The following is a 25250-nucleotide window of genomic DNA, read 5'->3' on the forward strand; positions in this document are numbered from 1 at the left end:
TCGGGAGTACTTACGTGCCTTACGGTCGCACCAGCAGACTCTGTTCGACGAACTCCCGTACGTGTTCCAGGACTTGCTCGCGCCCGAAGCCGGGGATGCCGACCGCCACGTGGACGCTGAAGCCGTCGAGCAGGGCCCGCATCCGGGCGGCGAAGCGGTCGGGGTCCACGGCCCGGAACTCACCGCGGGAGATGCCCTCGGCGAGGAGCGCCACCAGGTCGCGGTGCCAGGCCCCCTCGATGGCGGCCTGCCGGGCGCGGGCGTCGTCGCCGGCTCCCTGGTACCGGTTCCAGACCTCCAGCCAGAGCGTCCAGTGCGGATCGCGCGGGCCGTCGGGCACGTACACGTCGACGTACCCGTCCAGCCGTTCGCGGGCGGTACCCGGCCGGGACAGCAGCGCGCTGCGTTCGGCGCCGAGGCGCCCCTCGCTCCACTCCAGGGTCTGCAGCAGCAGCTCGTCCTTGGTGCGGAAGTAGTAGAGGAGGTGCCCGCTGCTCATGCCGACCTCGCGCCCGAGCCCGGCCATGGTCAGCCCGTCGAGTCCGCGCGCGGCGATGGTGTCCATGGCGGCGGCGAGGACGTCCTCGCGAGGCGGGGCGGCCTGGTTGCGGCGGCGGGAGCCTGCGGGCGGGCTGGTGCGGGTCACTCGTACGTTCTACCTCATGCCCCGTCCGGCCCCACGGCCGAAGGCCTCACCAGGGACGGCGGGCGCGCTCGGGGGCGTCGTGCCGATCGGGCCGGGTCCGGCCGCGTGACCGACGCCGCCCCGGAGGGCGGGCCGCCGCCCACCGCCCCGTCACAGCAGGTCCAGCACGGCCCCGAGGGCGTCCGGCCGGCGGTCCGCGGGCAGGTGGTCGACGAAGTGGACCGAGCAGCCCAGCGCCGCCGCGCCGCCGTCGGCGACGCGGTCGTCGCCCACCATGAGGACGTCGGCGGGCGCCCGGCCGAGCGCCTCGCAGGCCGCCGCGAACAGCGCGGGATCGGGCTTCTGCACCCCGTGCTCGAAGGACAGCACGTACGCGTCGATCAGCGGGTCCACCCCGTGGTCACGGAAGAGCGGGCGCAGGTCCCAGCCGATGTTGCTGACGACGGCGACGGGCACGCCCCGTCGGCGCAGCCCGTCGAGAGTGGCCACGGTGTCCGGGTAGGGCCGCCAGGCCGCGGGTTCGAGGTGCCGGTCGTACAGCGCGTCGGCGAGCCCCGGAGCGGGCAGCCCGGCCTCCCGGGCGAGGGCGGTGTACGCGGCGCGGTGCTGCCCCGCGCTCAGGTCCCGCGCACGCCACAGCGGCTCCAGCGCGGCCGGCAGGGCGCGTGGCGAGGCCCCGCCCGGCAGGGCGCCCGCTTCCTCCAGCCGCCCTGCCAGGGCGAGGAGTTCGGTCTCCGGCAGGTCGATCCCGGAGTCGGTCACGACGGCGCGCAGCCACTCCTCGGTCGGCTCGACGCGGAAGAGGGTCCCGGAGAAGTCGAACATGACGCCCTTGATCATGAGGCCGATCCTGGCCCTGCCCCGGAGCGCGCGCAAGACCGTCCCCGGTCGCCGCCCGCTCGGCGGCGACCGCGGACGGAACCGGGATCAGACCTTCGGCTGCTGCTGGGTGATGCAGTGGATGCCGCCGCCGCCCGCGAAGACGGTGCGCGCGTCCACCAGCGTCACGGTCCGCTCGGGGAAGAGCCGGCGGAAGATGCCCGCGGCGATCTCGTCGTTCGGGTCGTCGAAACCGCACAGCACCACGCCGCCGTTGCACAGGTAGTGGTTGATGTACGAGTAGTCGACCCAGTCGCCCTCCTCGTCCTTGAGGACGGTCGGGGCCGGGACCTCGACGACCTCCAGGGCGCGGCCCTTCGCGTCCGTCTGGCGGCGGAGGATGTCCACGTACGTCCGCGAGCGCTCGTGGTCGGGGTGCGCCGGGTCCTGCTGGCTGTGGACGACCACGACGCCCGGCGCCGCGAAGGCGGCGACGATGTCGACGTGCCCCTGCGTGCCGTACAGGCCGTAGTCGCCGGCCAGGCCGTGCGGGAGCCAGATGGCCTTCGTGGTCCCGAGCCTGGCGTGGATCTCGGCCTCGACCTGCTCGCGGGTCCACTCCGGGTTGCGCCCGGCGCCGAGCTGGACCGTGTCGGTCAGCAGGACCGTGCCCTCGCCGTCGACGTGGATCGCGCCGCCCTCGTTCACCAGGGGGCTGCTCAGCACCGGCACGCCCACCAGGTCCGCCACCTGACGGGCGATCTTGGAGTCGTGCTCCCAGCGGGCCCAGTCCTGCGCGCCCCAGCCGTTGAACACCCAGTCCACGGCGGCGAGCTCGGAGCCGTCCACCACGAAGGTGGGGCCGATGTCCCGCATCCAGGCGTCGTCGAGCTCGCGTTCCACCAGTTCGACGTCCGGCCCGAGCAGCGCACGGGCGGACTCGGCGCCGCCCTGCCCGACCACCATCGTCACCGGCTCGAAGCGGCGCACGGCACGGGCCACCGCCGCCCACGCGGCGCGGGCCTCGGCGAGTTCCTCCTCGTCGGTGAAGGTGGGGTTGGGGCCCGGCCAGGCCATCCACGTGCGCTCGTGCGGGGCCCACTCGGGCGGCATACGGAAAGTCATGGTTCGGGTCCTAGAGGAAGTAGAGGCGGTTGAGGGAGACGGACTCGGCGGGTTCGGATCGGATCGGCTCACCGTCGAGGGACACGAGGCCGGTCCGGTCGTCGACGCCCACGTCGCCGACGCGGGAGTTGAGGAGCAGGTTCCGGGGGCCGATGCCCCGGGTGCCGCGGACGGCGACCCGGCGGCGGCGGGTGGGCATGGCGTCCGAGCCGAGGTCGACGGCGGCCTGGGCGACGAAGGCGACGGAGATGTCCGCGGGGGTGGCGCCGTGGGCGCCGAACAGGGGGCCGAGGACGAGGGGTTCGCAGGTGTCGGTGGCGGCGTTGGGATCACCCGTCACGCCCCACGCGGGGAAGCCGTTCTTGATGACCATCTGGGGCTTGGCGCCGAAGTACTGCGGGCGCCAGAGCACGATGTCGGCCATCTTGCCGACCTCCAGGGAGCCGATCTCGTGCGCGAGGCCGTGGGCGATCGCCGGGTTGATGGTGAGCTTGGCGATGTAGCGCAGGACGCGCGCGTTGTCGTCGTGCGCGCCGTCGCCCTCCAGGGGGCCGAGTTCCGCCTTCATCTTCCCGGCCATGGCGAAGGTCCGGCGTACGGTCTCGCCGGCCCTTCCCATGCCCTGGGCGTCCGAGGACGTGATGCCGATCGCGCCCAGGTCGTGCAGGACGTCCTCCGCCCCCATCGTCCCGGCCCGGATCCGGTCGCGCGCCATCGCGGCGTCGCCGGGCAGGTCGGTCTTCAGGTCGTGGACGGAGACGATCATCCCGTAGTGCTCGGCGACCGCGTCGCGGCCGAAGGGCAGGGTGGGGTTGGTGGAGGAGCCGATGACGTTCGGCACGCCGGCCATCTTCAGCACGTTCGGCACGTGGCCGCCGCCGCAGCCCTCGATGTGGAAGGCGTGGATCGTCCGGCCCTCCAGCACCCGCAGGGTGTCCTCCACCGACAGGCACTCGTTCAGGCCGTCGCTGTGCAGCGCGACCTGGACGTCGTGCTCCTCGGCCACCCGCAGCGCGGTGTCCAGGGCCCGGGTGTGCGCGCCCATGTCCTCGTGGACCTTGAAACCGGACGCCCCGCCCTCGGCCAGCGCCTCGACCAGCGGGGCCGGATCCGAGGACGAACCCCGTGCCAGGAAGCCGATGTTGACCGGCCACGCGTCGAAGGCGCCGAAAGCGTGCTTGAGGGCCCACGGGGAGTTGACGCCGACGCCCCAGACGGGCCCGAACTCCTGGCCGATGACCGTGGTGACGCCGCTCGCCAGCGACGCCTCCATGATCCGCGGCGAGAGCAGGTGGACATGGGTGTCGACGGCTCCGGCGGTGGCGATCAGGCCCTCGCCGGACACGATCGAGGTGCCGGTGCCGACGACGACGTCGACCCCGTCGAGGGTGTCGGCGTTGCCGGCCCGTCCGACGGCGTGGATCCGGCCCTCGCGGATGCCGATCGACACCTTGCGGATGCCCTGCACCGCGTCGATCACCAGCACGTTGCTGATCACCACGTCGCAGGTCTCGCGGACGGCCGCCGCCTTCAGGTGCAGACCGTCGCGGGCGGTCTTGCCGAAGCCCGCGAGGAACTCGTCCCCGGGCTTCTGCGAGTCCGACTCGACCCGGACGACGAGCCCGGAGTCTCCCAGGACGACCCGGTCGCCGGCGCGGGGGCCGTGCACCGACGCGTACTCGTAGGGGTCCATCACTCGCCCTCCTTCGGGGCCTCGGTGCCCAGGTAGCCGCAGGCGGCCGCCCTGCGCAGCGCCTCCTCCTTCGCGCCCGGCGCGTCCAGCGGACCGTCGACCAGACCGGCGAAACCGATCGCGACGCGGGCACCGCCGATCGGCACGAGACCGACCTCGGCCACGCCACCCGGATCGAACCGGAACGACGAACCCGCCGGCACCGCCAGCCGCATGCCGTAGGCCGCCGCACGGTCGAAGTCCAGACGCGGATTGGCCTCGAAGAAGTGGAAGTGCGAGGTGACGCTGACCGGGACGGTCGCGGTGTTGCGGACCGTCAGCGTCAGGGCGGGCGGCCGCTCCGCCTCGGTGGGCGCCGGGAGGAGGGCGCCCGGGGCGGCCTCCCCCAGCGATCCCCCGCCGATCGGGTCGGAGACGACCGCGAGCCGCGAGCCGTCGTCGAAGACGGCCTCGACGTGCACCTCGGTGACGACGTCGGCGACGCCCGGCAGGACGTCGTCCGGACCGAGGACGGACCGGGCCGCGGCGATCGCCTCGGCGAGCCGCCGGCCGTCGCGGGCCGCCTCGCAGACGGTGTCCGCGATCAGCGCGGTCGCCTCGGGGACGTTGAGCCGCAGGCCCCGCGCCCGCCTGGCCCGGGCGAGCTCGGCGGCGCCGAAGAGCAGCAGCCGGTCACGTTCGGTGGGGGTCAGTCGCACCTGGAAACACCTCCTGTTTGAACGTCACTCTAAATGCTGAAGTCCAGTCTTCCAAGCATTGACGCGACCCACTCGCGTAAGTCACATTGAGCGGCACTCAAATTCTGGCGAACGGCGCACACCACAGGGAGTCCCGCATGCCGATGGAACAGCGCGGAGTCGACACCATCCCCGAGGCGGAACGCACCAGCGGTCCCCGCGACCTCCTCTCGATCCTGCTCGGCTCGAACCTGTGCCTGGGCGTGATCGTCTTCGGTTGGCTACCGGTCTCCTTCGGTCTCGGGCTGTGGGCGTCGGTGACCTCCGTCGTCGCCGGCACGCTCGTCGGGGTGGCCGTCACGGCTCCCCTCGCGCTGGTCTCGCTGCGGACCGCGACCAACCTGTCGACCTCCAGCGGCGCCTTCTTCGGCGTCCGCGGCCGGCTGGTCGGCTCGGTGGTCGGCCTGCTGCTCTCCCTCGGCTACACCGCGCTGACGCTGTGGATCGGCGGGGACGTGATGGTCGGCACGCTCGCCCGGCTGACCGGCCTGCCGACCGGCGGCGTCGCGCACACCGTGGTGTACGCGGTGCTCGCGGCCTGCACGGCCGTCGGCGCGGTCCACGGCTACCGGCTCCTGCTACGGCTCAGCAAGGCGCTCACGGTCGGGATGACCCTGCTCCTCGCACTCGGACTCGTCGCCTACGCCGGGGACTTCACCACGGCCGCCCCTCCGGACACCCCGTACCTGCTCGGTTCGTTCTGGCCGACCTGGGTGCTGTCCGCGGTCGCGGCCGGACTCAGCGGCCCGGTCGCCTTCATCACCCTGCTCGGCGACTACACCCGCTACGTCTCCCCCGAGCGGCACAGCACGCGGACGGTCTGGCGGACCACCTGTCTGGGCCTGCTCGCCGGCCTGCTGGTCCCTCAGCTCTTCGGCACGTACACGGCGTTGGCGGCCCGCGGCGGCCTGGACTACGCGGGCCCCCTCGTCGCGGCCTCGCCCGTCTGGTACCTGGTGCCGCTGCTGCTCGCGGCGACCGCCGGCTCGGTCGGCAACGCGGGGCTGATGCTGTACTCGATGGGCCTCGACCTCGACGCGATCCTGCCCCGCGCGACGCGCGCACGGGCGACGCTGGTGGTGGCCGCCGTGGCGACGGCCTTCGTCTTCCTGGGCCACTTCGCCTCCGACGCGCAGACGGCGATGACGTCGTTCGTCCTGCTGCTGACGGCGATCGGCACGCCCTGGGCGGTGATCACCCTGATCGGCCACGCGCGGTGCGGCGGGGTGTACGACCCGGAGGCGCTCCAGGTCTACAACCGGGGAACCCGGGGCGGCGCGTACTGGTACCGGGCGGGCTGGCACCCGCGGGCCACGGCGTCCTGGGCGATCGGCGCGGCGGTGGGCCTGGCCGGGGTCTCGACCCCGCTGTACGAGGGTCCGCTGCTGGACCTGACCGGCGGGATCGACTGCAGCTTCGTGCTGTCGGGACTGGTCGGCGGGGCGCTGTACGCGGCGCTGACGCCAGGGGCGGCCGCCGTGCGGGCGCGGGCTGCCGAACGGGGACGGGACGAGGGACGGGACCGAGGACGCGACGAGGAACCCGTCGCGTCCTGAACGGGCGCCCGGGAATCGCGGGCCCCGGAAACGCGGGAAGCCCCGGGGGCGGCCGCCACGGCCGCTCCGGGGGCTTCCGCCGTCCGGGGTCCCGGACAGGTCCTAGCCCAGCTCGTGCGTCCAGCCGTGGACGTCCTCGGCCTTGCCCGTCTGGATGGCGAGGAGCGCGTCGCGCAGCTTCATCGTGACCTCGCCCGGCTGCCCGCCGGACTGCTGCCACTCGCCGCGCGCCGACTTCACCGTGCCGACCGGCGTGATCACCGCGGCCGTACCGCAGGCGAAGACCTCCGTCAGGGTGCCGTTCTCGCTGTCGGCCTGCCACTGGTCGATGGAGACACGGGTCTCCTCCGACTCGAACCCGAGGTCCTGCGCCAGGCGGAGCAGCGAGTCACGGGTGATGCCGGCCAGCAGCGAGCCGGTCAGCGTGGGGGTGACGATCTTGTTCCCGTACACGAAGTACAGGTTCATGCCGCCGAGCTCCTCGACCCACTTGTGCTCCACGGCGTCGAGGTAGGCGACCTGGTCGCAGCCCTTCGCCGCGGCCTCGGCCTGGGCGAGGAGGGAGGCGGCGTAGTTGCCGCCGGTCTTGGCGTCGCCCATGCCGCCCGGGACGGCGCGGACGCGGTCCTCGGAGAGCCAGATGGAGACCGGCTTCACGCCGCCGGGGAAGTACGGGCCCGCCGGCGAGGCGATGACGACGAAGAGGTACTCGTTGGCCGGGCGGACACCCAGGCCGACCTCGGTCGCGATCATGAAGGGACGCAGGTAGAGGGAGTCCTCGCCACCGTGCGCCGGAACCCACGCCTTGTCCTGCTGGACCAGCACGTCGCAGGCCTCGATGAAGGTCTCGACGGGCAGCTCCGGCATGGCCAGCCGCTGGGCGGACGCCTGGAACCGGCGCGCGTTGGCGTCGGGGCGGAAGGTGGCGACGGAGCCGTCGGGCCTGCGGTACGCCTTCAGGCCCTCGAAGATCTCCTGGGCGTAGTGCAGGACGTTGGTGGCCGGGTCGAGGGAGAGCGGGCCGTACGGCACGAGCTGACCGTCGTGCCAGCCACGCCCCTCGGTCCACCGGATCGTCACCATGTGGTCGGTGAAATGGCGGCCGAATCCGGGGCTGGCCAGGATCGCCTCGCGCTCCGCGTCGGACAGCGGGCTGGAGGAGGGCTTGAGCTCGATGGTGGGCGTCGTCATGAGTGCTTGTCCTTCACCGGTTGTGTGTGACGGACCGCGCTCACGCCGCTATCAGTGCTCTGCTAGGACGTCCGAGCTTTCCCGCATGCCGCGGCCCCACGTCCGATTATCGCTCGTGGGGGACGGTGCACGGAAACGGTGTGTGCGTGGTCCATGAGGGGATGGTGACACCCGACGCCCACACAGGTACAGCCGCCGGGTGCAGATGCGACCCGGCGGCTGTGAGAGAGCAGTCGGCGGGTCAGCTCGCTACGCGTACCGCGAGCGCGTCGCCGATCTCTTCCGTGGTCCGGACGGAGTCCCCGCGCTCGGTCAGGTCGGCGGCCACGGCGGCCTCGACCCGGGCCGCCTCGGCCTCGTGCCCGAGGTGGCGCAGGAGGAGCGCGACGGACAGGACCGTGGCCGTGGGGTCGGCCTTGCCCTGGCCCGCGATGTCCGGCGCGGAGCCGTGGACCGGCTCGAACATCGAGGGGAACTCGCGGCTCGGGTTGATGTTGCCCGAGGCGGCGACGCCGATGCCGCCGGAGACGGCCGCGGCGAGGTCGGTGATGATGTCGCCGAAGAGGTTGTCGGTGACGATCACGTCGAAGCGGGCCGGGTCGGTGACGAGGAAGATCGTCGCCGCGTCCACGTGCAGGTAGTCGGTGGTGACCTCGGGGAACTCCGTGGCGACCTTGTTGAAGATGTTGGTCCAGAGGTGTCCCGCGAAGGACAGGACGTTGTTCTTGTGGACCAGCGTCAGCTTCTTGCGGGGACGGGCCTGGGCGCGGGCGAAGGCGTCCCGGACCACGCGCTCGACACCGAAGGCCGTGTTCACGGAGACCTCGGTGGCGACCTCGTGCGGGGTCCCGGTGCGGATCGAACCGCCGTTGCCGGTGTACGGGCCCTCGGTGCCCTCGCGGACCACGATGAAGTCGATCTCCGGCTCGCCCTTGAGGGGGGTGGAGACGCCGGGCAGCAGCTTCGACGGACGCAGGTTGACGTGGTGGTCGAAGAGGAAGCGGAGCTTCAGCAGGAAGCCGCGCTCCAGGACGCCGGAGGGGACCGACGGGTCGCCGATCGCGCCGAGCAGGATGGCGTCGTGCTGCTTGAGGGCCTCGGCGTCCGCGTCGGTGAGGGTCTCACCGGTCGCGTGGTAGCGCCGGGCGCCGAAGTCGTACTCCTTGGTCTCCAGCTTCACGTCCTGCGGAAGGACGGCGGCGAGGACCTTGAGGCCCTGGGCCACGACCTCCTGGCCGATGCCGTCGCCGGGAATGACTGCGAGATCGATGCTGTGAGACATGTCGGCACCCTACTCCTCGTCCCAGTGCCTGACACGCTCTGTCCACGATGCGGACGGTTCGCGTCGCGCGCGAGCAGGTCCCACGGGGCGCGTGGCCGTCGGAGCGGAAGGCGGGCGGGGGCAGGGCGGCACGCCTCGGCACCCCGGAGGGCGCACGGCGGCCGGCGGGGGCTCGTGCGGTCCCCGGTGGCCGCCGGATCGGGGCGGATCGGCCATGGGAGCGGCGAAACGGAAGCACGACGACCCCGGCCGGGGCGTCCGGCCGGGTCGTGTCGAGCAGGGTCGCGCCGGCGGGTGACGCGGCACGGCGCGGGGCGCGCGGCGGCACGCCGGGGCGGTCGGAACCGGACCGCGGGGCAGGAGCACCCGGGCCCGACGCCGACGGGTCCCGGTCCCGCGCACCGGCGCGGGGCCGGGCGGGTATCGGCCGGGCCCCGGCCGGCGACCGGGTCGGGGCGGTGCGGCGCACCGGCCAGGACGGTCCTATCGGCGGCCGGTCCCGCGAGGGACCGTCACGTCGGTGAGCGGTCTCGTCAGTGACCCGTCTCGCCGCCGTTGTCGCGGCGGTCGAGGGCCCGCTGGAGGGCGGCCGCGGCGTTCTTGCGGGCGTCGTCGCTGGGGTGGGTGGCGGTGTGGCGGACACGGCGGGCGGTCTGAGTGGCCATGAGGGATCGACTCCTTGAGATCAGTGATGATCCGAGATCAGTGGTGATCGAAGGCGCCGGAGGGGGCGGGGAGCGCCGCCGCAGGGGTTACCTGCACAGGGGCATCGCGCTCTCGACCGCCATTCGCTGATGAAGCGAGACGTTCGGCTCCTACAAAGCTAGGACAGGCACCCGCATCTGTCTCCACAATTACTCGGACTTCCTACTATCTGAGACGGCGATCAGCCCGCACCGCCCCGCAGCTCCCGGATGAGCGCCCGTACCGCCAGGGATCTCGCCAGTTCAGGAGTGGTGACGTAGCCGACGGACCGGGTCGGGCGCGCCGGGCCCAGATCGGTGACCTGGACGGAGGGCGGTGCGGCCGTCAGGGACAGTTCGGGCATCACGGCCATGCCGAAACCGCTGCCCACCATCGAGAGCACCGCCCCGTCGTCCTCGGCCCGCACCGTGGCCGGCGGCAGCCAGTCCTGCGCCGCCCACCACTCCCGGGTGTACGAGGTGCAGTTCTCCACCCAGTCGACCAGCGGGAGCGAGCGCGGCGCCGGGTGTCCCGCCGGATGCACCAGCGCGTACCCCTCCTCCAGGAGCACTCCCCCGACGAGGTCCGGCGGCACGGGAGAGGTGGTCCCGATCGTCGCGATGCCGATGTCCGCCCGCCCGTCCAGGACTTCACCGGCCGTGCCGCGTCCCACCTCGCGCACGATCCGCACCTCGGGGACGATCTCGGGGTGCCCGGCGGCCAGCCGCGCCAGTACGGGCGGCAGCAGATGCAGGGCGGCGCTGCGGAAGGCGGCGATCCGCAGCCGCAGCGGTCCGGCTCCCGCGCCGTCGCCGCCGCCCGCGCCCCGCACCTCCGCCGCCATCACGTCCAGGAGCCGCAGCACCCGGCGGGCGTGGGCGAGGGCCCGCTCTCCGGCCTCCGTCGGCGTGGCGCCGGCCCGTCCCCGTACGAAGAGGACCGCCCCGAGCTTGCGTTCGCTGCCGCGCACCGAGTGCGAGACGGCGGACTGCGTCATGCCGAGATCCGCGGCGGCAGCCGAGAAGCCGCCGGCGCGCCCGACCGCCACCAGGACGCGCAGTTCGTGCGGGGCGAGGTCGGTCATCGGGGGCTCCCACCTGGACGTATGAGAAGGATTCATGGATCGGCTGGCGCCATCGACGCAACCCCCTGCCCGACCCGGCCATTCCCTCCTACGGTCTCCGCCATGACGAACGACACCATGATCACCGTCCAGCAGACCGCGCGCCCCGAGGGCTTCCCGACCCCCGCGCACTTCGCCTTCGTCGAGGCGCCCGTGCCCGCACCGGCGCCGGGCACCGCGCTCGTAGAGAACCTCCAGTGGTCCGTGGACCCGTACCACCGCGAGGCGATGGACGGTGACTTCCTGTGGACGCTGAACTCCCCCATGGAGGGGCGGACCCTCGGCCGGGTCCTGGAGTCCCGCGCCCCCGGCCTGTCCCCCGGCGACCTGGTCCTGCACCGCAAGGGCTGGCGCACCCACTCCGTGCTGGCACGGGACGAGGTGCGCCCGGTGCCGGACTTCGAGGGCGTGCCGCTCGCCGCGCACCTGAGCGTCCTGGGCGGCACGGGCCTGTCGGCGTACGTCGGCCTGACCCGGATCGCCCGGCTCCAGCCCGGCGAGGACCTGTTCGTCTCGGCGGCGGCGGGCGGGGTCGGCACCGCGGCCGGACGGTTCGCCCGGCTGCTGGGCGCGGGGCGGCTCGTCGGCAGCGCGGGCTCGGCGCGCAAGGTCGCCCACCTCACCGAACGGGTCGGCTTCGACGCGGCCTTCGACTACCACGACGGGCCCGTCACCGCACTGCTGGCGAAGGCGGCGCCGGACGGGGTGGACATCGCGCTCGACGGGGTGGGCGGCGACCATCTGGAGGCGTCGATCGACGCGCTGCGCGAGTACGGCCGGATCGCCTGGGTCGGCGCCGTCGCCCAGTACCACTCGCTCTCCGCTCCCCCGCCCGCCCCGCGCAACCTCTTCGACCTGGTGGGGAAGAGCATCCGGCTCGAAGGGTTCCTGGTGCGCGACCACATGGACGCGCAGGCGGAGTTGTACGACTTCGCGGTGCCGCACCTGCGGAGCGGGCGGCTGCCGCTGGACGTGACGGTGACGGAGGGCTTCGACCGCATCGTGGACGCGTTCCTCGGCATGCTGCACGGCGAGAACGTCGGGAAGGCGCTGGTCTCCCGATCAGGCATGGCTATCTAGGTTGTGTTCCTACCTAGTCAGTGGTGGGATGTCCCCATGGCCGCCGACCGTAGATCCAGCTGGCTCAAGGGAGTCCTCGACCTGCTCGTGCTTTCCCGCCTGACCGACGGCGAGAGCTACGGGTACGAGATCGCCAAGGCCCTCGCGGAGGCGGGGCTCGGCGAGATCAAGGGCGGGACGCTGTACCCCGTCCTGAACCGGCTGGAGGAGGCGGGCCTGGTGGAGGCCGAGTTCCGGGCCGCCGAGCGCGGGCCGGGCCGCCGTTACTACCGGCTCACCGAGCGGGGCCGCACGAGCCTCGCGGCCGAGAGCGGGGCCTGGCTGGCCTTCCACCGCTCCGTACAGACCATGCTGCGACCAGGGGGACGGACACCATGACGACGGACACCTACTTCGAGGAGCTCGCCCGGGCGCTGCGCGGCTCGGGCGTGCCCGAGGCGCAGGTCGCCGCGACGGTCGAGGACCTGCGCGGGCACCTCGCGCAGACGGGGGCGGACGCGCGGGCGGAGTTCGGTCCGGCCGCCGCCTTCGCGGCGCAGCTCGGGGGCCTGGCGCCGCCGCCCGGCGAGCCCGACGAGCGGGCGGAGCGGTGGACCTGGACCGCCGACCTCTTCAACGACCGCCGGATGCTGGAGGTCCACGGGGACCAGGGCTGGGAGGTCGAGTCGCTCGACGCGCTCGGCCGGTTCGTCTGCCGCCGCGCGCCGGGGGTGGCGCTGCGCTGGGAGTACCGGCGCGAGGTGGTCAGCGGTCGGCGGCGGGACAAGGTTCTGGGCGAACTGGAGCCCGAGGGCTGGGAGTTGTGCGGCGAGTGGCTGGTGTACGGCTACTTCAAGCGGCCGAAGGCGGCGAGTGCGGGCCCGGCGGGCGAACTGGCGGCACCGCCGGCGCCCCCGCGGGAGTGGCTGTTCCTGAGCCGTCGCGGCAAGGTGGCGCTGGTGATCTGGGGGGTCGCCGTCCTGGCGGTCCTCGGCGCGGCCCTGTCCGGGCTGGGGCTGCCCGGATACGTCATCGCGCTGTTCGGTGTGGGCTGGGCGATCTCGGCGACGTACACGGCGAAGCTGGAGTCGGAGGCGGGATACGCCCGCCGTGGCGGCTCGGCCGGGCGCTGACGACGGCGGGCCGCCGCCGGCGCCGCGCGCGTCCTGCCGATCGGGCCGGATCGGGCCGGCGGGCCGGATCGCCGAGAGCCCTGCCTGATCACCCCTTCCGCGGCACGCCTCAGAGCAGGTCGCCGTCGCGCCAGTCGAAGACGAGCGGGGCGGCGGGAGCCGGGAGCACCCCGCCCGCGGCCGGGCGGAGGAAGGTGCTGCCCTCCTCGCCCGGGAGGTCGACGACGCCGTCGGGCCCGAGGGCCTGGATCCGGCCGCTCCACACCTCCCAGCCGCGCGCCCGGTAGAGCGCGGCGCCCTCGTCGGAGGCGGACAGCGCGCCGAAGGCGTAGGCACCGTCGATCACCCGCTCCAGCTCGGCCATGACGGCGCCGCCGAGGCCCTCCCGGCGCCGGTCGGCACGGACGGCGACACCTTCGACGTATCCGACGCGGTACGAGCGGCCGTCGTGGCGGATCCGGCGCATGACGACGCTGCCGTGGGCGGCGACGCCCCGTCCGTCCTCGATCCAGGCGTGGACTCCGCCCAGGGCGTGGTCCCAGTCGTCGTCGGAGAAGTCGCCGTCGAAGGCGTCGTCGAGCATCTCCCGCACGGCGCGCAGGCGTTCGGCGCCGACGGCGTGGGTGGGTGCGGTCCTCACGGTCATGCCCTCAGTCTCCCCCCCCTCTCTCTTCTAACCTTCTAAAATTCATTGACAGGTTAGATTGACGCCTGCTTGACTCGTCTTGTCACCGGCGAACACGCTTCGAGGGGTTAGATATGGCCATCACGCTCCCGGTCCACCACCGCACCGCCATCGTCCGCGGCCACGAGATCCACTACCGCGAGGCGGGCCCGGCCGACGCGCCGGCCCTCCTGCTGCTGCACGGCTTCCCCACCAGCTCGCACATGTTCCGCGACCTGATCCCGCTGCTCGCCGACCGCTACCACCTCATCGCGCCCGACCATCTGGGCTTCGGCCGCAGCGCCGCCCCGTCGGCGAAGGAGTTCGACTACACCTTCGCCGAACTGGCCTCGCTCACGGCGGAGTTCACCGAGACCATCGGCCTCGACAGGTTCGCGCTCTACATCCAGGACTACGGCTCCCCCATCGGGCTGCGCCTCGCGCTGGCCCACCCCGAACGCGTCACCGCGATCGTCAGCCAGAACGGCAACGCGTACGACGAGGGCCTCGGCGCCGACGCCTGGGCACCGGTCCTCGCGATGATCGCCGAGCGCACCCCCGCCACCGAGGAGCCGGTCCGCGGCATCCGCTCGCTCGACGGCATCCGGTGGCAGTACGAGACGGGCGTCCCGGCCGAGTACCGCGACCTCCTCAGCCCGGACGCCTGGCACCACGACGCGGCCCTGATGGCACGGGACGGCCAGGACGACATCCAGCTGGACCTGATCGGCGACTACGGGAGCAACTTCGCGCTGTACCCCGCCTTCCAGGAGTACTTCCGCACGAGCCGGGTGCCACTGCTCGCGGTCTGGGGCGAGGGGGACGAGGTCTTCGTCCCGGCGGGGGCGCGGGCCTTCCGCCGCGACCTCCCGGACGCGGAGATCCACCTGCTGCCCACGGGCCACTTCGCCCTGGAGACCCACGCCCCGGCGATCGCCGAGCTGATCGGCGATTTCCTCGAACGGACTGTCGGACCGGCCGTATAGGGTCGAACGGCACGACGCCGAACACGGGGGTGGACATGGCGTTCGCTGACGAATGGTCCCGGATCAAGGCCGAGACGACCGCCCCCGGGACGGGGGCGGTGGGGTCAGGCCGTGGCCTTGCGGAGCTGGTCGTTCAGGGCGCCCAGCCAGGTGGTGAACTCCTCGCGGTCGGTTTTCCCGACACCGCACAGCGCCGCGACCTGGGCGTCCGTGAGGCCGCCGGGGCCGGACACGGTCAGCAGTCGGTGCAGCCGGGTCATCACGGCCGTCAGTCGCTGCGCGTCGGGATGGTCGATCACGTCCATCCCGTGGCCGGGGCCAAGCGTGGTCGAACCGGGCATGCCGCGCCTCCTCGCCTCGTCTCCCCCTCACAGCAGCGTAAGCCCGCCGCATGAGAACCGCCCCCGTCCTCGGTTGGGGGACCAAGGAGGGGGGCGGTGTCGGGGGCGGGCCTCCGCACGGAGGCCCGGGGGGCGTCAGCCCATGTGGGGGTAGCCGTACTCGGTCGGCGGGACCAGCGTCTCCTTGATGGCGCGGGTCAGCGTCCAGCGCATCAGGTTCTGCGGGGCGCCGGCCTTGTCGTTCGTGCCGGAGGCGCGGCCTCCGCCGAACGGCTGCTGGCCGACGACGGCACCGGTCGACTTGTCGTTGATGTAGAAGTTGCCCGCGGCGAAGCGGAGCTTCTCCATCGTGTGCGCGGTCGCGGCGCGGTCGCCCGAGATGACCGAGCCCGTCAGGGCGTAGTCCGAGACGGACTCCATCTGGGTCAGCATGGCGTCGTACGCGTCGGCGGAGCTGTCGTCGTACACGTGGATCGCGAGGATCGGGCCGAAGTACTCGGTCGTGAAGACCTCGTTCTCCGGGTCGGAGCACTCGATGACGGTCGGGCGGACGAAGTAGCCCTCCGCGTCGTCGTAGGTGCCGCCGGCCACGATCGTGCAGGTCTCGTCGGCCTTCGCGCGGTCGATCGCGGCCTTGTTCTTGGCGAACGAACGCTCGTCGATGACGGCGCCGATGAAGTTCGACAGGTCGGTGACGTCACCCATCTTGATGCCGTCGACCTCGGCCGCGAACTCCTCCTTGAAGCCGTCGTTCCAGATGGAGGCCGGGACGTACGCGCGCGAGGACGCCGAGCACTTCTGGCCCTGGAACTCGAAGGAGCCGCGGGTCAGCGCGGTCTTCAGGATCGCGCGGTCGGCGCTGGGGTGCGCGACGACGAAGTCCTTGCCGCCCGTCTCGCCGACGATGCGCGGGTAGGAGCGGTACTTCTCGATGTTGTTGCCGACCGTCTTCCACAGGTGCTGGAAGGTCTTGGTCGAGCCGGTGAAGTGGATGCCGGCCAGGTCGGGGTGGTTCAGGGCGACCTCGGAGACGGCGATGCCGTCACCGGTGACCAGGTTGATGACGCCCTTGGGCAGACCGGCCTCCTCCAGGAGCTCCATGAGGAGCACCGCGGAGTGGGTCTGGGTCGGGGACGGCTTCCAGATCACCACGTTGCCCATGAGGGCGGGGGCGGTGGGCAGGTTGCCCGCGATGGCCGTGAAGTTGAACGGCGTGATCGCGTAGACGAAGCCCTCCAGCGGGCGGTGGTCCAGTCGGTTCCACACGCCCGGGGAGTTCGCCGGCGGCTGCTCGGCCAGGATCTGGCGGGCGTAGGCCACGTTGAAGCGCCAGAAGTCGACGAGCTCGCACGGGGTGTCGATCTCGGCCTGCTGGACGGTCTTGGACTGGCCCAGCATCGTGGAAGCGGCCAGCGTCTCGCGCCAGGGGCCGGCGAGCAGCTCGGCGGCGCGCAGGATGATCGCGGCGCGGTCGTCGAAGGACATCGCGCGCCAGGCCGGGGCGGCGGCCAGGGCGGCGTCGATGGCCTCCTGGGCGTCCTGCTCGGTGGCGCCGGCGAAGGTGCCGATGACGGCCTTGTGGTTGTGCGGCTGCACGACGTCGACGCGCTCGCCGCCGCCCATCCGCTTGACGCCGCCGATGGTCATCGGCAGGTCGCGCGGGTTCTCGGCCAGCTCCTTGAGCTTCGTCTCCAGACGGGCGCGCTCGGGGGAACCGGGGGCGTAGCTGTGCACCGGCTCGTTGACCGGAGCGGGGACCTGGGTGACAGCGTCCATGAGTCTCGTTACTCCTTGTGAGAGGTGGGCTCAGCCCTTGGTGAGGATGGAGCGGGCGAAGAAGAGCAGGTTGGCCGGCTTCTCCGCGAGGCGGCGCATGAAGTAGCCGTACCAGTCGGTGCCGTAGGCCGTGTAGACGCGCATCCGGTGGCCCTCGGCGGCGAGACGGTTCTGCTCGTCGCTGCGGATGCCGTAGAGCATCTGGAACTCGTACTCGTCCAGCTTGCGCCCGGCCCGGCGGGCCAGCTCCTGACCGATGGAGATCAGGCGCGGGTCGTGCGAGCCGATCATCGGGTAGCCCTCGCCCTCCATCAGGATCTTCATGATCCGGACGTAGGCCTTGTCGATCTCCGACTTGTCCTGGAGGGCGACGGAGGCGGGCTCCTTGTAGGCGCCCTTGACGATGCGGACCCGCGAGCCGTCGGCGGCGAGGCGGCGGGCGTCCTCCTCGGTGCGGAAGAGGTACGCCTGGATGACGCAGCCGGTCTGCGGGAAGTCCTTCCGCAGCTCCTGGTGGATGGCGAACATCGAGTCGAGGGTGGTGTGGTCCTCGGCGTCCAGGGTGACCGTGGTGCCGATCGCGGCGGCGGCCTCGACGACGGGGCGGACGTTGGCGAGGGCGAGCTCGTGGCCGCCCTCCAGCGCCTGGCCGAACATCGAGAGCTTCACCGACATCTCGGCGCGCTCGCCGAGGCCCAGCTCCTTGAGGCGGCCGACGAGCTCCAGGTAGGCGTCGCGGGCGGCGTGGGACTGCTCGACGGTGGTGATGTCCTCACCGACGACGTCCAGGGTGACCTCCAGGCCGCGGCCCGTGATCTCCTCGACGATCGGGATGACGTGGTCGACCGTCTCGCCGGCGATGAAGCGGTCGACGACCTGCTTGGTCCCGGGGGCGGCCGACACGAAACGGCGCATCTTGTCGCTGCGCGACGCGGCGAGGATCACGGGACCCAGCACGGGGCACCTCCAGAAGGGCAGGGTGTCGAAAGAGGCTGATACCCGACCGCATGGAACGAAACGGGAACAGCACGGAGAACCACCGTGAAACCTAAGGATCGCTCCGATCCTGTGCCATCGACAGCTGTCACGCATCCGCGGACGGCATCTCAGACATTTGTATGAAGGCGGGGGCGCGGAGTGCGAGAATGTCCGCGTGAAGGGCGATTACCAGGAGCTGGTGGACGAGATCTCCGGGCTGCTCGGCGCGCCGGCCACGCTGGAGAATCGGGATTTCGGGCTGATCGCCTTCGGGGCCCACGACAGCGACGACGACAGCGCGATGGACCCGGTCCGCACGCGCTCGATCCTGACGAGGAAGTCGACCCCGGCGGTCCGCGCCTGGTTCGAGGGCTTCGGCATCACCCGGGCGACGGGCCCGGTGCGCATCCCGGCGGCACCCGACGCGGGCGTCTACCGGGACCGGATCTGCCTCCCGGTACGCCATCGGGGCGTCGTCCTCGGCTACGTCTGGCTCCTCGACGCCGAACCCGGCCCGACGCCCGCCCAGCTCACGGCGGCGATGGAGGTCGCTACCCGGATCGGCGGCCTCCTCGCGGACGAGGAGCGCGCGGGCACCGACCTGTCGCGCGAGTTCGCCGCGGTCCTGACCGCCGGGCGGGGCTGGCAGAGCGACATGGCCGTCGCGGCACTGCGGGCGGCCCTCGGGCCCAGCGCGGACGGCCTGCACACGGTCGTCTGCGTGGCCCCCTGGCAGGGCGAGGCCCCGTCGGTCCGGGCGGTGCCCGGGGCGGCGGCGGTCGCCACTCTGCCGGAGGGCGGCTCCCTCGCGGTCCTGGTCCGGCTGCGCACGGCCGAGGACCTCTCCCCCGCGGAGACCGCGGCGGACCGGCTGCGCGGCGCGGCGCCGGCCGGCATCGCGACGCCGCTGCGGGGTCTCGTGGGGCTGCCGGCGGCCTGGCACGAGGCCGTCACGGCGGCCCGCGCGGTCACGGCGCAGCCCTCGCTCGGCCCGGTCGCACGGTGGGCGGGGATCGGCCCGTACCGGCTGCTCGCGGCGCTCCCCCACCCCGAGGCCGATCCCGTCGTCGCACCCCTGCTCGCCCGTGCCCACGCCGAACTGGCGCGCACCGCGGAGGTGTTCCTGGACAACGCGGGCCAGGCGGGCCGCACGGCGGCGGCGCTCGGCGTGCACCGGCAGACCCTCTACTACCGTCTGTCCCGGGTGGAACAGCTCACCGGGCTGGACCTGGACGACGGCGAGGACCGGCTGCTCCTGCACATGTCCCTCAAGGCGGCGCGGCTCCGGTGACCTGAGCCAGGGCCGGGACCGCGGCCGTCAGCCCCGCTCGCCCATCATGATCCTGAGCCCCTCGGTCAGGTCGTCCGCCGTCGGGGCGGTCTCCGGGTCCACCACCCACTGGATCATCACGCCGGTGGCGAGCGCCTGACAGAGCAGTCCGGCGACCCGGGCCTTCTCCGGGTCGGCCTCCGGGTCCAGGCCGAGGAACGCCTCGGCCAACCCGAGGCGGCCTTCCCGCTGGGGCTCCTTGATCGCCTCGCGGAGCTTCTCGTCGTCGTCCAGGCGGGTGACGATCTCGGTCTGCAGCTTCCAGACCGGGCGGCTGGCCGCGGCCGCCGCGATGACCTGGTCCCATACCGCGTGGAAGCGCTCGTACGGGTCGGCCGACGGCTCCTCGCGGACCTCCTGGCCACCGTCCGCCGGTCCGATCCGGTTGCCCCACTCCTCGGTCAGCGCGAGGAACGCCTGCTGGAGCAGGGCGTCCTTGGAGCCGTAGTGGTAGCCGATGGAGGCCAGGTTGGTGCCCGAGGCGGCGACGATGTCGCGGGCCGTCGTGCGGGCGTAGCCCTTCTCCAGCAGGCAGCGCTTGGCGCCGTCGAGCAGATCTTCGCGGTGTCCCATAACAGCACTGTACCCGGATCATAGACGACCGTGTAAGACGCTCGTCTATGATCCGGGTACGGGTGCCGTCACGGGACGGCGCGGCTCAGATCAGGTTGACCGAGCGGGCCGAGTTCGCGCCGATGGCCGCCGAGATCTCGGTCAGCACCGTCGCGGGGACGGTGTCGTCCACGGTGAGCACGACGAGCGCCTCGCCGCCCTCCTCGGTACGCGAGACCTGCATGCCGGCGATGTTCAGACCGGCCTCGCCGAGGATCCGGCCGACGGTGCCGACGACACCCGGGCGGTCCTCGTAGCGCAGCACCACCATGTGGTCGGCGAGCGCCAGGTCCACGTCGTAGTCGCCGACCGCGACGATCTTCTGCAGGTGCTTGGGGCCGGCCAGCGTGCCGGAGACCGCGACCTCCTCGCCGCTCGCCAGGGTGCCGCGCACGGTGACCACGTTGCGGTGGTCGGGCGACTCGCTCGACGTGGTCAGCCGGACCTCGACGCCGCGCTCCTGCGCGAACAGCGGGGCGTTGACGTACGACACGGTCTCGTCGACCACGTCCTCGAACACGCCCTTGAGCGCGGAGAGTTCGAGCACCTTGACGTCGTGCTGGGTGATCTCGCCGTACACCTCGACGTCGAGCCGCGCCGCGACCTCGCCCGCGAGCGCGGTGAAGATCCGGCCGAGCTTCTCGGCGAGCGGCAGACCCGGCTTCACGTCCTCGGCGATGACGCCGCCCTGGACGTTGACCGCGTCGGGGACGAGCTCGCCGGCGAGCGCGAGGCGCACCGAACGGGCCACCGCGATGCCGGCCTTCTCCTGGGCCTCGTCGGTGGACGCGCCGAGGTGCGGGGTGCAGACGACCTGGTCCAGCTCGAAGAGCGGGGAGTCGGTGCAGGGCTCCTTCGCGTACACGTCGAGGCCGGCGCCGGCGACCCGGCCCTCCTTGAGCGCGGTGTACAGCGCCGCCTCGTCGACGATCCCGCCGCGCGCGGCGTTGACGATCCGGACGCTCGGCTTGACCTTGTGCAGGGCCTCGTCGCCGATGAGACCGAGGGTCTCCGGGGTCTTCGGCAGGTGGACGGTGATGAAGTCGGCGACCTCCAGGAGCTCGTCCAGGGCCAGCAGCTTCACCCCCATCTGGGCGGCGCGGGCCGGCTGGACGTAGGGGTCGTACGCCACGATCTTCATGCCGAAGGCGGACATCCGCTGGGCGACCAGGACGCCGATGCGGCCGAGGCCGACGACGCCGAGGGTCTTCTCGCTGAGCTCGACGCCCGTGTACTTCGACCGCTGCCACTCGCCGTTCTTCAGGGCGGTGTTGGCCTGCGGGATGTTGCGGGCGGTGGCGACGAGGAGACCGCAGGCCAGCTCGGCGGCGGTGACGATGTTGGAGGTCGGGGCGTTCACGACCATCACGCCGGCCTTGGTGGCGGCGGAGACGTCGACGTTGTCCAGACCGACGCCGGCGCGGGCGACGACACGCAGCTTCTTGGCGGCGGCGATGGCCTCCGCGTCGACCTTGGTCGCGGAACGGACCAGGATGGCGTCCACGTCGGCGATGGCCGGGATCAGCTCGGCGCGGTCCGCGCCGTTGCAGTGCCGGATCTCGAAATCCGGGCCCAGCGCGTCGACGGTGGCGGGCGACAGCTCTTCAGCGATGAGTACGACAGGTTTCGAGCTCACGTGAGTCCTCACAGATCCAGTGCGGACGGCCGTCCCGACGGCCGCAGGCGGTGGAGGGGCTTGCCGCGTGAAAGCGCACGACGCTGTGGGCCTGACGCGAATGTTGTTGAGCAGTGTAGTGGCGAGTCGGCGCTGTTCATGCGCCTCGTAGGCAGGATCACTCGTCCGTGGTTGGACGGCCTGTCCAACGATCGGGAGCGGGGCCGGACACTGTGTCGCGGCCCCGTTCCCCCCACACCCCCAGGGGGCGCGGGGGGACTCCCGGGAGGCTTACGCCTCCTCGTCGTTCACCCAGCTCATGAGCTTGCGCAGCTCCTTGCCGGTGGTCTCCAGGAGGTGGTTGGCGTCCTGGGTCTTGTACTCGTTGTACTTCTTCAGACCGCCGTGGTACTCGGCCATCCACTCCTTGGCGAAGGTGCCGTCCTGGATCTCCGCGAGGACCTTCTTCATCTCGGCCTTGGTGGCGTCCGTGATGATCCGCGGGCCGGTGACGTAGTCGCCCCACTCGGCGGTCTCGGAGACCGACCAGCGCATCTTCTCCAGGCCGCCCTCGTACATGAGGTCGACGATGAGCTTCAGCTCGTGCAGGCACTCGAAGTAGGCGATCTCCGGCTGGTAGCCGGCCTCGGTCAGGGTCTCGAAGCCCGCCTTGACCAGCGCCGCGGTGCCACCGCAGAGGACGGCCTGCTCACCGAACAGGTCGGTCTCCGTCTCCTCGGTGAAGGTCGTCTTGATGACGCCGGCGCGGGTGCCGCCGATGCCCTTGGCGTACGAGAGCGCCAGCGCGAAGGCGTTGCCGGTCGCGTCCTGCTCGACGGCGGCGATGCACGGGACGCCGCGGCCCTCCTCGTACTGGCGGCGGACCAGGTGGCCCGGGCCCTTCGGGGCGACCAGGGCGACGTCGACGCCCTCGGGCAGCTTGATGAAGCCGTAGCGGACGTTGAGGCCGTGACCGAAGAAGAGCGCGTCGCCCTCCTTCAGGTTGTCCTTGATGGACTCCTCGTAGACCTGGGCCTGGATCGGGTCCGGGGTCAGGATCATGATGAGGTCGGCCTCGGCCGCGGCCTCGGCGACGGAGACGACGCGCAGGCCCTGCTCCTCGGCCTTGGCCTTGGACTTCGAGCCCTCCTGCAGACCGACGCGGACGTCGACACCGGAGTCACGGAGGGACAGCGCGTGGGCGTGGCCCTGGCTGCCGTAACCGATCACCGCGACCTTGCGGCCCTGGATGATGGACAGGTCGGCGTCGTCGTCGTAGAACAGCTCGGCCACTGGAATCTCCTTGATGTGCTGGTGTTGCGTCCCACCGTACGGCGGGGAGCGGAAGGGAAGTCTTCGGGTCTCGCCAGGCGGACCGCCGGATGGGCCGGCGGGGACCGCCCGGCGGCCGGGGTCGGTCAGGCGCTGCGGTCGAGGGCCCGCAGGGACCGGTCCGTGATGGACCGGGAACCACGCCCTATGGCGATCGTGCCGGACTGCACGAGCTCCTTGATGCCGAACTGCTCCAGCATCTTGAGCATCGCCTCGAGCTTGTCACTCGAACCGGTGGCCTCGATGGTGACCGCCTCGGGCGAGACGTCCACGGTCTTGGCGCGGAACAGCTGGACGATCTCGACGATCTGGGACCGGGTCTCGTTGTCGGCGCGGACCTTCACCAGCACGAGCTCGCGCTGGATCGCAGCGCTGGGCTCGAGTTCGACGATCTTCAGGACGTTGACCAGCTTGTTGAGCTGCTTGGTCACCTGCTCCAGGGGCAGGTCCTCGACATTGACCACGATGGTGATGCGGGAGATGTCGGGGTGCTCGGTGACACCGACGGCGAGCGAGTCGATGTTGAAGCCGCGGCGGGAGAACAGGGCGGCGATCCTGGCCAGGATGCCGGGGGTGTTCTCCACCAGGACGGAGAGCGTGTGCCTAGTCATGTGCGTCGTACCTCTTCCTACGGCTCTTCGTCTCAGTCGTCTTCGTTGTCGCCGAAGTCGGGGCGGACGCCCCGCGCGGCCATGACCTCGTCGTTGGAGGTGCCGGCGGCGACCATCGGCCACACCTGGGCGTCCTCGTGGACGATGAAGTCGACGACGACCGGGCGGTCGTTGATGGCGTTCGCCTCGGCGATGACCTTGTCCAGGTCGGCCGGGGACTCGCAGCGCAGCGCGACACAGCCCATGGCCTCGGACAGCTTGACGAAGTCCGGGATGCGGGTGCCCTTCGAGGGCTCCAGGCCGCTCGCGTCCGGGCCGGAGTGCAGCACGGTGTTGGAGTAGCGCTGGTTGTAGAAGAGGGTCTGCCACTGGCGGACCATCCCGAGGGCGCCGTTGTTGATGATGGCGACCTTGATCGGGATGTTGTTCAGGGCGCAGGTGACCAGTTCCTGATTGGTCATCTGGAAGCAGCCGTCGCCGTCGATCGCCCACACCGGGCGGTCCGGCCGGCCGGCCTTGGCGCCCATGGCGGCGGGGACGGCGTAGCCCATGGTCCCGGCGCCGCCCGAGTTCAGCCAGGTGGCCGGCCGCTCGTAGTTGATGAAGTGCGCGGCCCACATCTGGTGCTGGCCGACGCCGGCGGCGTAGATGGTGTCGGCGGGGGCGAGTTCGCCGATGCGCTGGATGACCTGCTGCGGCGAGAGGCTGCCGTCCTCCGGCAGGTCGTAGCCGAGCGGGTAGGTCTCGCGCCAGCGGTTCAGGTCGCTCCACCAGGCGGTGTAGTCGCCCTTGACGCCGTCGCTGTACTCGGCCTGGACGGCCTGGACCAGGTCGGCGATGACCTCGCGGGCGTCACCGACGATCGGGACGTCGGCCGCGCGGTTCTTGCCGATCTCCGCCGGGTCGATGTCGGCGTGGACGATCTTGGCGAACGGGGCGAAGCTGTCCAGCTTGCCGGTGACGCGGTCGTCGAAGCGGGCTCCGAGGGCGACGATCAGGTCGGCCTTCTGCAGCGCGGTGACGGCGGTGACCGCACCGTGCATGCCCGGCATTCCCACGTGCAGCGGGTGGCTGTCGGGGAACGCGCCCAGCGCCATCAGGGTGGTGGTGACGGGGGCGCCGGTGAGCTCGGCGAGGACCTTCAGCTCGGCGGTGGCGCCGGCCTTCAGGACGCCGCCGCCGACGTACAGGACGGGCCGGCGGGCGGCGGTGATCAGCTTCGCGGCCTCGCGGATCTGCTTGGCGTGCGGCTTGGTCACCGGGCGGTAGCCGGGCAGGTCGGTCTGCGGCGGCCAGCTGAAGGTGGTCTTCGCCTGCAGGGCGTCCTTGGCGATGTCGACGAGGACCGGGCCGGGGCGGCCGGTGGAGGCGATGTGGAACGCCTCTGCGATGGTCCGCGGGATGTCCTCGGCCTTGGTGACCAGGAAGTTGTGCTTGGTGATCGGCATCGTGATGCCGCAGATGTCCGCCTCCTGGAAGGCGTCCGTGCCGATGGCCTTCGAGGCGACCTGGCCGGTGATCGCGACCAGCGGGACGGAGTCCATGTGGGCGTCGGCGATCGGGGTGACCAGGTTGGTCGCACCGGGACCCGAGGTGGCCATGCAGACGCCGACCTTGCCGGTGGCCTGCGCGTAGCCGGTCGCGGCGTGGCCCGCGCCCTGCTCGTGGCGGACCAGGATGTGGCGGACCCGCGTGGAGTCCATCATCGGGTCGTACGCGGGGAGGATGGCGCCGCCCGGAATACCGAAGACGGTGTCGGCCCCCACTTCCTCGAGAGAACGGATGAGGGACTGCGCACCCGTGACGTGCTCGACAGTGGTGGCGGTCGGTCCGCCGTTACGGGCCCGCGGCTGCGGATGGTGCCCGGTGGCCTGCTCGGTCATCAGCATTCTCTTCTCGAAGCAGAGGGTTTTTGCGAGGGTTTGGGGTGAGCCGGTGCAACAAAAAACCCCTCGTG

General features: G+C 71.9%; 24 protein-coding genes. 6 read left to right on the forward strand and 18 right to left on the reverse strand.

Features of this window, described 5'->3' with window-relative positions; translation table 11 throughout:
- Window positions 1-19: 19 nt before the first annotated feature.
- The 5 genes from ACE1OA_RS10170 to ureA all read right to left on the reverse strand — a co-directional run bounded on the left by ACE1OA_RS10170 (window position 20) and on the right by ureA (window position 4981).
- Complete coding sequence (locus ACE1OA_RS10170; RefSeq protein WP_356608173.1) at window positions 20-565, reverse strand: TetR/AcrR family transcriptional regulator; 546 nt, start codon at window positions 563-565, stop codon at window positions 20-22.
- 231 nt (window positions 566-796) lie between these two features.
- Entirely contained in the window at window positions 797-1486 is a 690-nt protein-coding gene (locus ACE1OA_RS10175; protein WP_432752660.1) for an HAD family hydrolase, read from the reverse strand.
- 87 nt (window positions 1487-1573) lie between these two features.
- Window positions 1574-2590 (reverse strand): agmatine deiminase family protein, encoded by a 1017-nt coding sequence (locus ACE1OA_RS10180; RefSeq protein WP_356608087.1) that lies wholly within the window; start codon window positions 2588-2590, stop codon window positions 1574-1576.
- Window positions 2591-2600: 10 nt separating this feature from the next.
- The gene (locus ACE1OA_RS10185) at window positions 2601-4283 is read right to left on the reverse strand and encodes an urease subunit alpha (protein ID WP_432752661.1); all 1683 of its coding nucleotides are present in this window, start codon (window positions 4281-4283) and stop codon (window positions 2601-2603) included.
- A complete protein-coding gene (gene ureA / locus ACE1OA_RS10190; RefSeq protein ID WP_356608091.1) occupies window positions 4283-4981 on the reverse strand; it encodes an urease subunit gamma in 699 nt (232 codons plus the stop codon). Before ureA ends, ACE1OA_RS10185 begins: the two co-directional genes overlap by 1 nt.
- Before the next feature lie 137 nt (window positions 4982-5118).
- Between ureA and ACE1OA_RS10195 the strand changes: the two genes are divergently transcribed.
- A complete protein-coding gene (locus ACE1OA_RS10195) occupies window positions 5119-6576 on the forward strand; it encodes a cytosine permease (protein ID WP_432752662.1) in 1458 nt (485 codons plus the stop codon).
- A gap of 102 nt (window positions 6577-6678) precedes the next feature.
- On the opposite strand, the gene ACE1OA_RS10200 is transcribed toward ACE1OA_RS10195, so the two are convergent.
- The 4 genes from ACE1OA_RS10200 to ACE1OA_RS10215 all read right to left on the reverse strand — a co-directional run bounded on the left by ACE1OA_RS10200 (window position 6679) and on the right by ACE1OA_RS10215 (window position 10817).
- The gene (locus ACE1OA_RS10200) at window positions 6679-7767 is read right to left on the reverse strand and encodes a branched-chain amino acid aminotransferase (protein ID WP_356608095.1); all 1089 of its coding nucleotides are present in this window, start codon (window positions 7765-7767) and stop codon (window positions 6679-6681) included.
- A 241-nt stretch (window positions 7768-8008) separates the two neighbouring features.
- Window positions 8009-9049: a 3-isopropylmalate dehydrogenase gene (locus ACE1OA_RS10205; protein WP_147979816.1), complete on the reverse strand. Its 1041-nt coding sequence runs from the start codon at window positions 9047-9049 to the stop codon at window positions 8009-8011.
- A gap of 533 nt (window positions 9050-9582) precedes the next feature.
- Window positions 9583-9714 (reverse strand): hypothetical protein, encoded by a 132-nt coding sequence (locus ACE1OA_RS10210; protein ID WP_261992307.1) that lies wholly within the window; start codon window positions 9712-9714, stop codon window positions 9583-9585.
- A gap of 221 nt (window positions 9715-9935) precedes the next feature.
- Entirely contained in the window at window positions 9936-10817 is an 882-nt protein-coding gene (locus tag ACE1OA_RS10215) for a LysR family transcriptional regulator (RefSeq protein WP_432752663.1), read from the reverse strand.
- A gap of 102 nt (window positions 10818-10919) precedes the next feature.
- Here ACE1OA_RS10215 and ACE1OA_RS10220 point away from each other — a divergent pair, with 102 nt between their 5' ends.
- From ACE1OA_RS10220 to ACE1OA_RS10230, 3 genes are read left to right on the forward strand one after another with little or no spacing between them, the layout of a single operon-like run.
- The gene (locus ACE1OA_RS10220) at window positions 10920-11936 is read left to right on the forward strand and encodes a zinc-binding dehydrogenase (RefSeq protein WP_432752664.1); all 1017 of its coding nucleotides are present in this window, start codon (window positions 10920-10922) and stop codon (window positions 11934-11936) included.
- A gap of 36 nt (window positions 11937-11972) precedes the next feature.
- Window positions 11973-12314 (forward strand): PadR family transcriptional regulator, encoded by a 342-nt coding sequence (locus ACE1OA_RS10225; protein WP_356608102.1) that lies wholly within the window; start codon window positions 11973-11975, stop codon window positions 12312-12314.
- On the forward strand, window positions 12311-13048 hold the full coding sequence (locus tag ACE1OA_RS10230; protein WP_432752665.1) for a hypothetical protein: 738 nt from the start codon (window positions 12311-12313) through the stop codon (window positions 13046-13048). Before ACE1OA_RS10225 ends, ACE1OA_RS10230 begins: the two co-directional genes overlap by 4 nt.
- A 109-nt stretch (window positions 13049-13157) precedes the next feature.
- On the opposite strand, the gene ACE1OA_RS10235 is transcribed toward ACE1OA_RS10230, so the two are convergent.
- The gene (locus tag ACE1OA_RS10235; protein WP_356608106.1) at window positions 13158-13694 is read right to left on the reverse strand and encodes a GNAT family N-acetyltransferase; all 537 of its coding nucleotides are present in this window, start codon (window positions 13692-13694) and stop codon (window positions 13158-13160) included.
- Between the two features lie 113 nt (window positions 13695-13807).
- On the opposite strand from ACE1OA_RS10235, the gene ACE1OA_RS10240 reads away from it, so the two are divergent.
- Window positions 13808-14698: an alpha/beta fold hydrolase gene (locus ACE1OA_RS10240; RefSeq protein ID WP_356608108.1), complete on the forward strand. Its 891-nt coding sequence runs from the start codon at window positions 13808-13810 to the stop codon at window positions 14696-14698.
- A 104-nt stretch (window positions 14699-14802) separates the two neighbouring features.
- On the opposite strand, the gene ACE1OA_RS10245 is transcribed toward ACE1OA_RS10240, so the two are convergent.
- From ACE1OA_RS10245 to ACE1OA_RS10255, 3 genes are all read right to left on the reverse strand, one after another.
- Complete coding sequence (locus ACE1OA_RS10245; RefSeq protein ID WP_356608110.1) at window positions 14803-15039, reverse strand: hypothetical protein; 237 nt, start codon at window positions 15037-15039, stop codon at window positions 14803-14805.
- A 135-nt stretch (window positions 15040-15174) separates the two neighbouring features.
- Complete coding sequence (pruA, locus tag ACE1OA_RS10250; protein WP_147979808.1) at window positions 15175-16815, reverse strand: L-glutamate gamma-semialdehyde dehydrogenase; 1641 nt, start codon at window positions 16813-16815, stop codon at window positions 15175-15177.
- Window positions 16816-16845: 30 nt separating this feature from the next.
- The gene (locus ACE1OA_RS10255; protein WP_356608113.1) at window positions 16846-17772 is read right to left on the reverse strand and encodes a proline dehydrogenase family protein; all 927 of its coding nucleotides are present in this window, start codon (window positions 17770-17772) and stop codon (window positions 16846-16848) included.
- Between the two features lie 196 nt (window positions 17773-17968).
- On the opposite strand from ACE1OA_RS10255, the gene ACE1OA_RS10260 reads away from it, so the two are divergent.
- The gene (locus ACE1OA_RS10260; protein WP_356608115.1) at window positions 17969-19084 is read left to right on the forward strand and encodes a PucR family transcriptional regulator; all 1116 of its coding nucleotides are present in this window, start codon (window positions 17969-17971) and stop codon (window positions 19082-19084) included.
- Between the two features lie 27 nt (window positions 19085-19111).
- Here the strand turns inward: ACE1OA_RS10260 and ACE1OA_RS10265 are convergent, their stop codons facing one another.
- The 5 genes from ACE1OA_RS10265 to ACE1OA_RS10285 form a co-directional block, all read right to left on the reverse strand.
- Window positions 19112-19696, reverse strand: a complete 585-nt coding sequence (locus tag ACE1OA_RS10265; protein ID WP_356608117.1) for a TetR/AcrR family transcriptional regulator — start codon at window positions 19694-19696, stop codon at window positions 19112-19114.
- 85 nt (window positions 19697-19781) lie between these two features.
- Window positions 19782-21371, reverse strand: a complete 1590-nt coding sequence (serA, locus tag ACE1OA_RS10270; protein ID WP_356608119.1) for a phosphoglycerate dehydrogenase — start codon at window positions 21369-21371, stop codon at window positions 19782-19784.
- Window positions 21372-21641: 270 nt separating this feature from the next.
- Window positions 21642-22643, reverse strand: a complete 1002-nt coding sequence (ilvC, locus tag ACE1OA_RS10275) for a ketol-acid reductoisomerase (RefSeq protein ID WP_147979803.1) — start codon at window positions 22641-22643, stop codon at window positions 21642-21644.
- A 125-nt stretch (window positions 22644-22768) separates the two neighbouring features.
- Complete coding sequence (ilvN, locus tag ACE1OA_RS10280) at window positions 22769-23293, reverse strand: acetolactate synthase small subunit (protein ID WP_147979802.1); 525 nt, start codon at window positions 23291-23293, stop codon at window positions 22769-22771.
- Window positions 23294-23325: 32 nt separating this feature from the next.
- A complete protein-coding gene (locus ACE1OA_RS10285; RefSeq protein ID WP_356608122.1) occupies window positions 23326-25182 on the reverse strand; it encodes an acetolactate synthase large subunit in 1857 nt (618 codons plus the stop codon).
- Between the last annotated feature and the right edge of the window lie 68 nt (window positions 25183-25250).

The organism is Streptomyces sp. JL2001, from assembly GCF_050917515.1.
Lineage (GTDB): Bacteria > Actinomycetota > Actinomycetes > Streptomycetales > Streptomycetaceae > Streptomyces.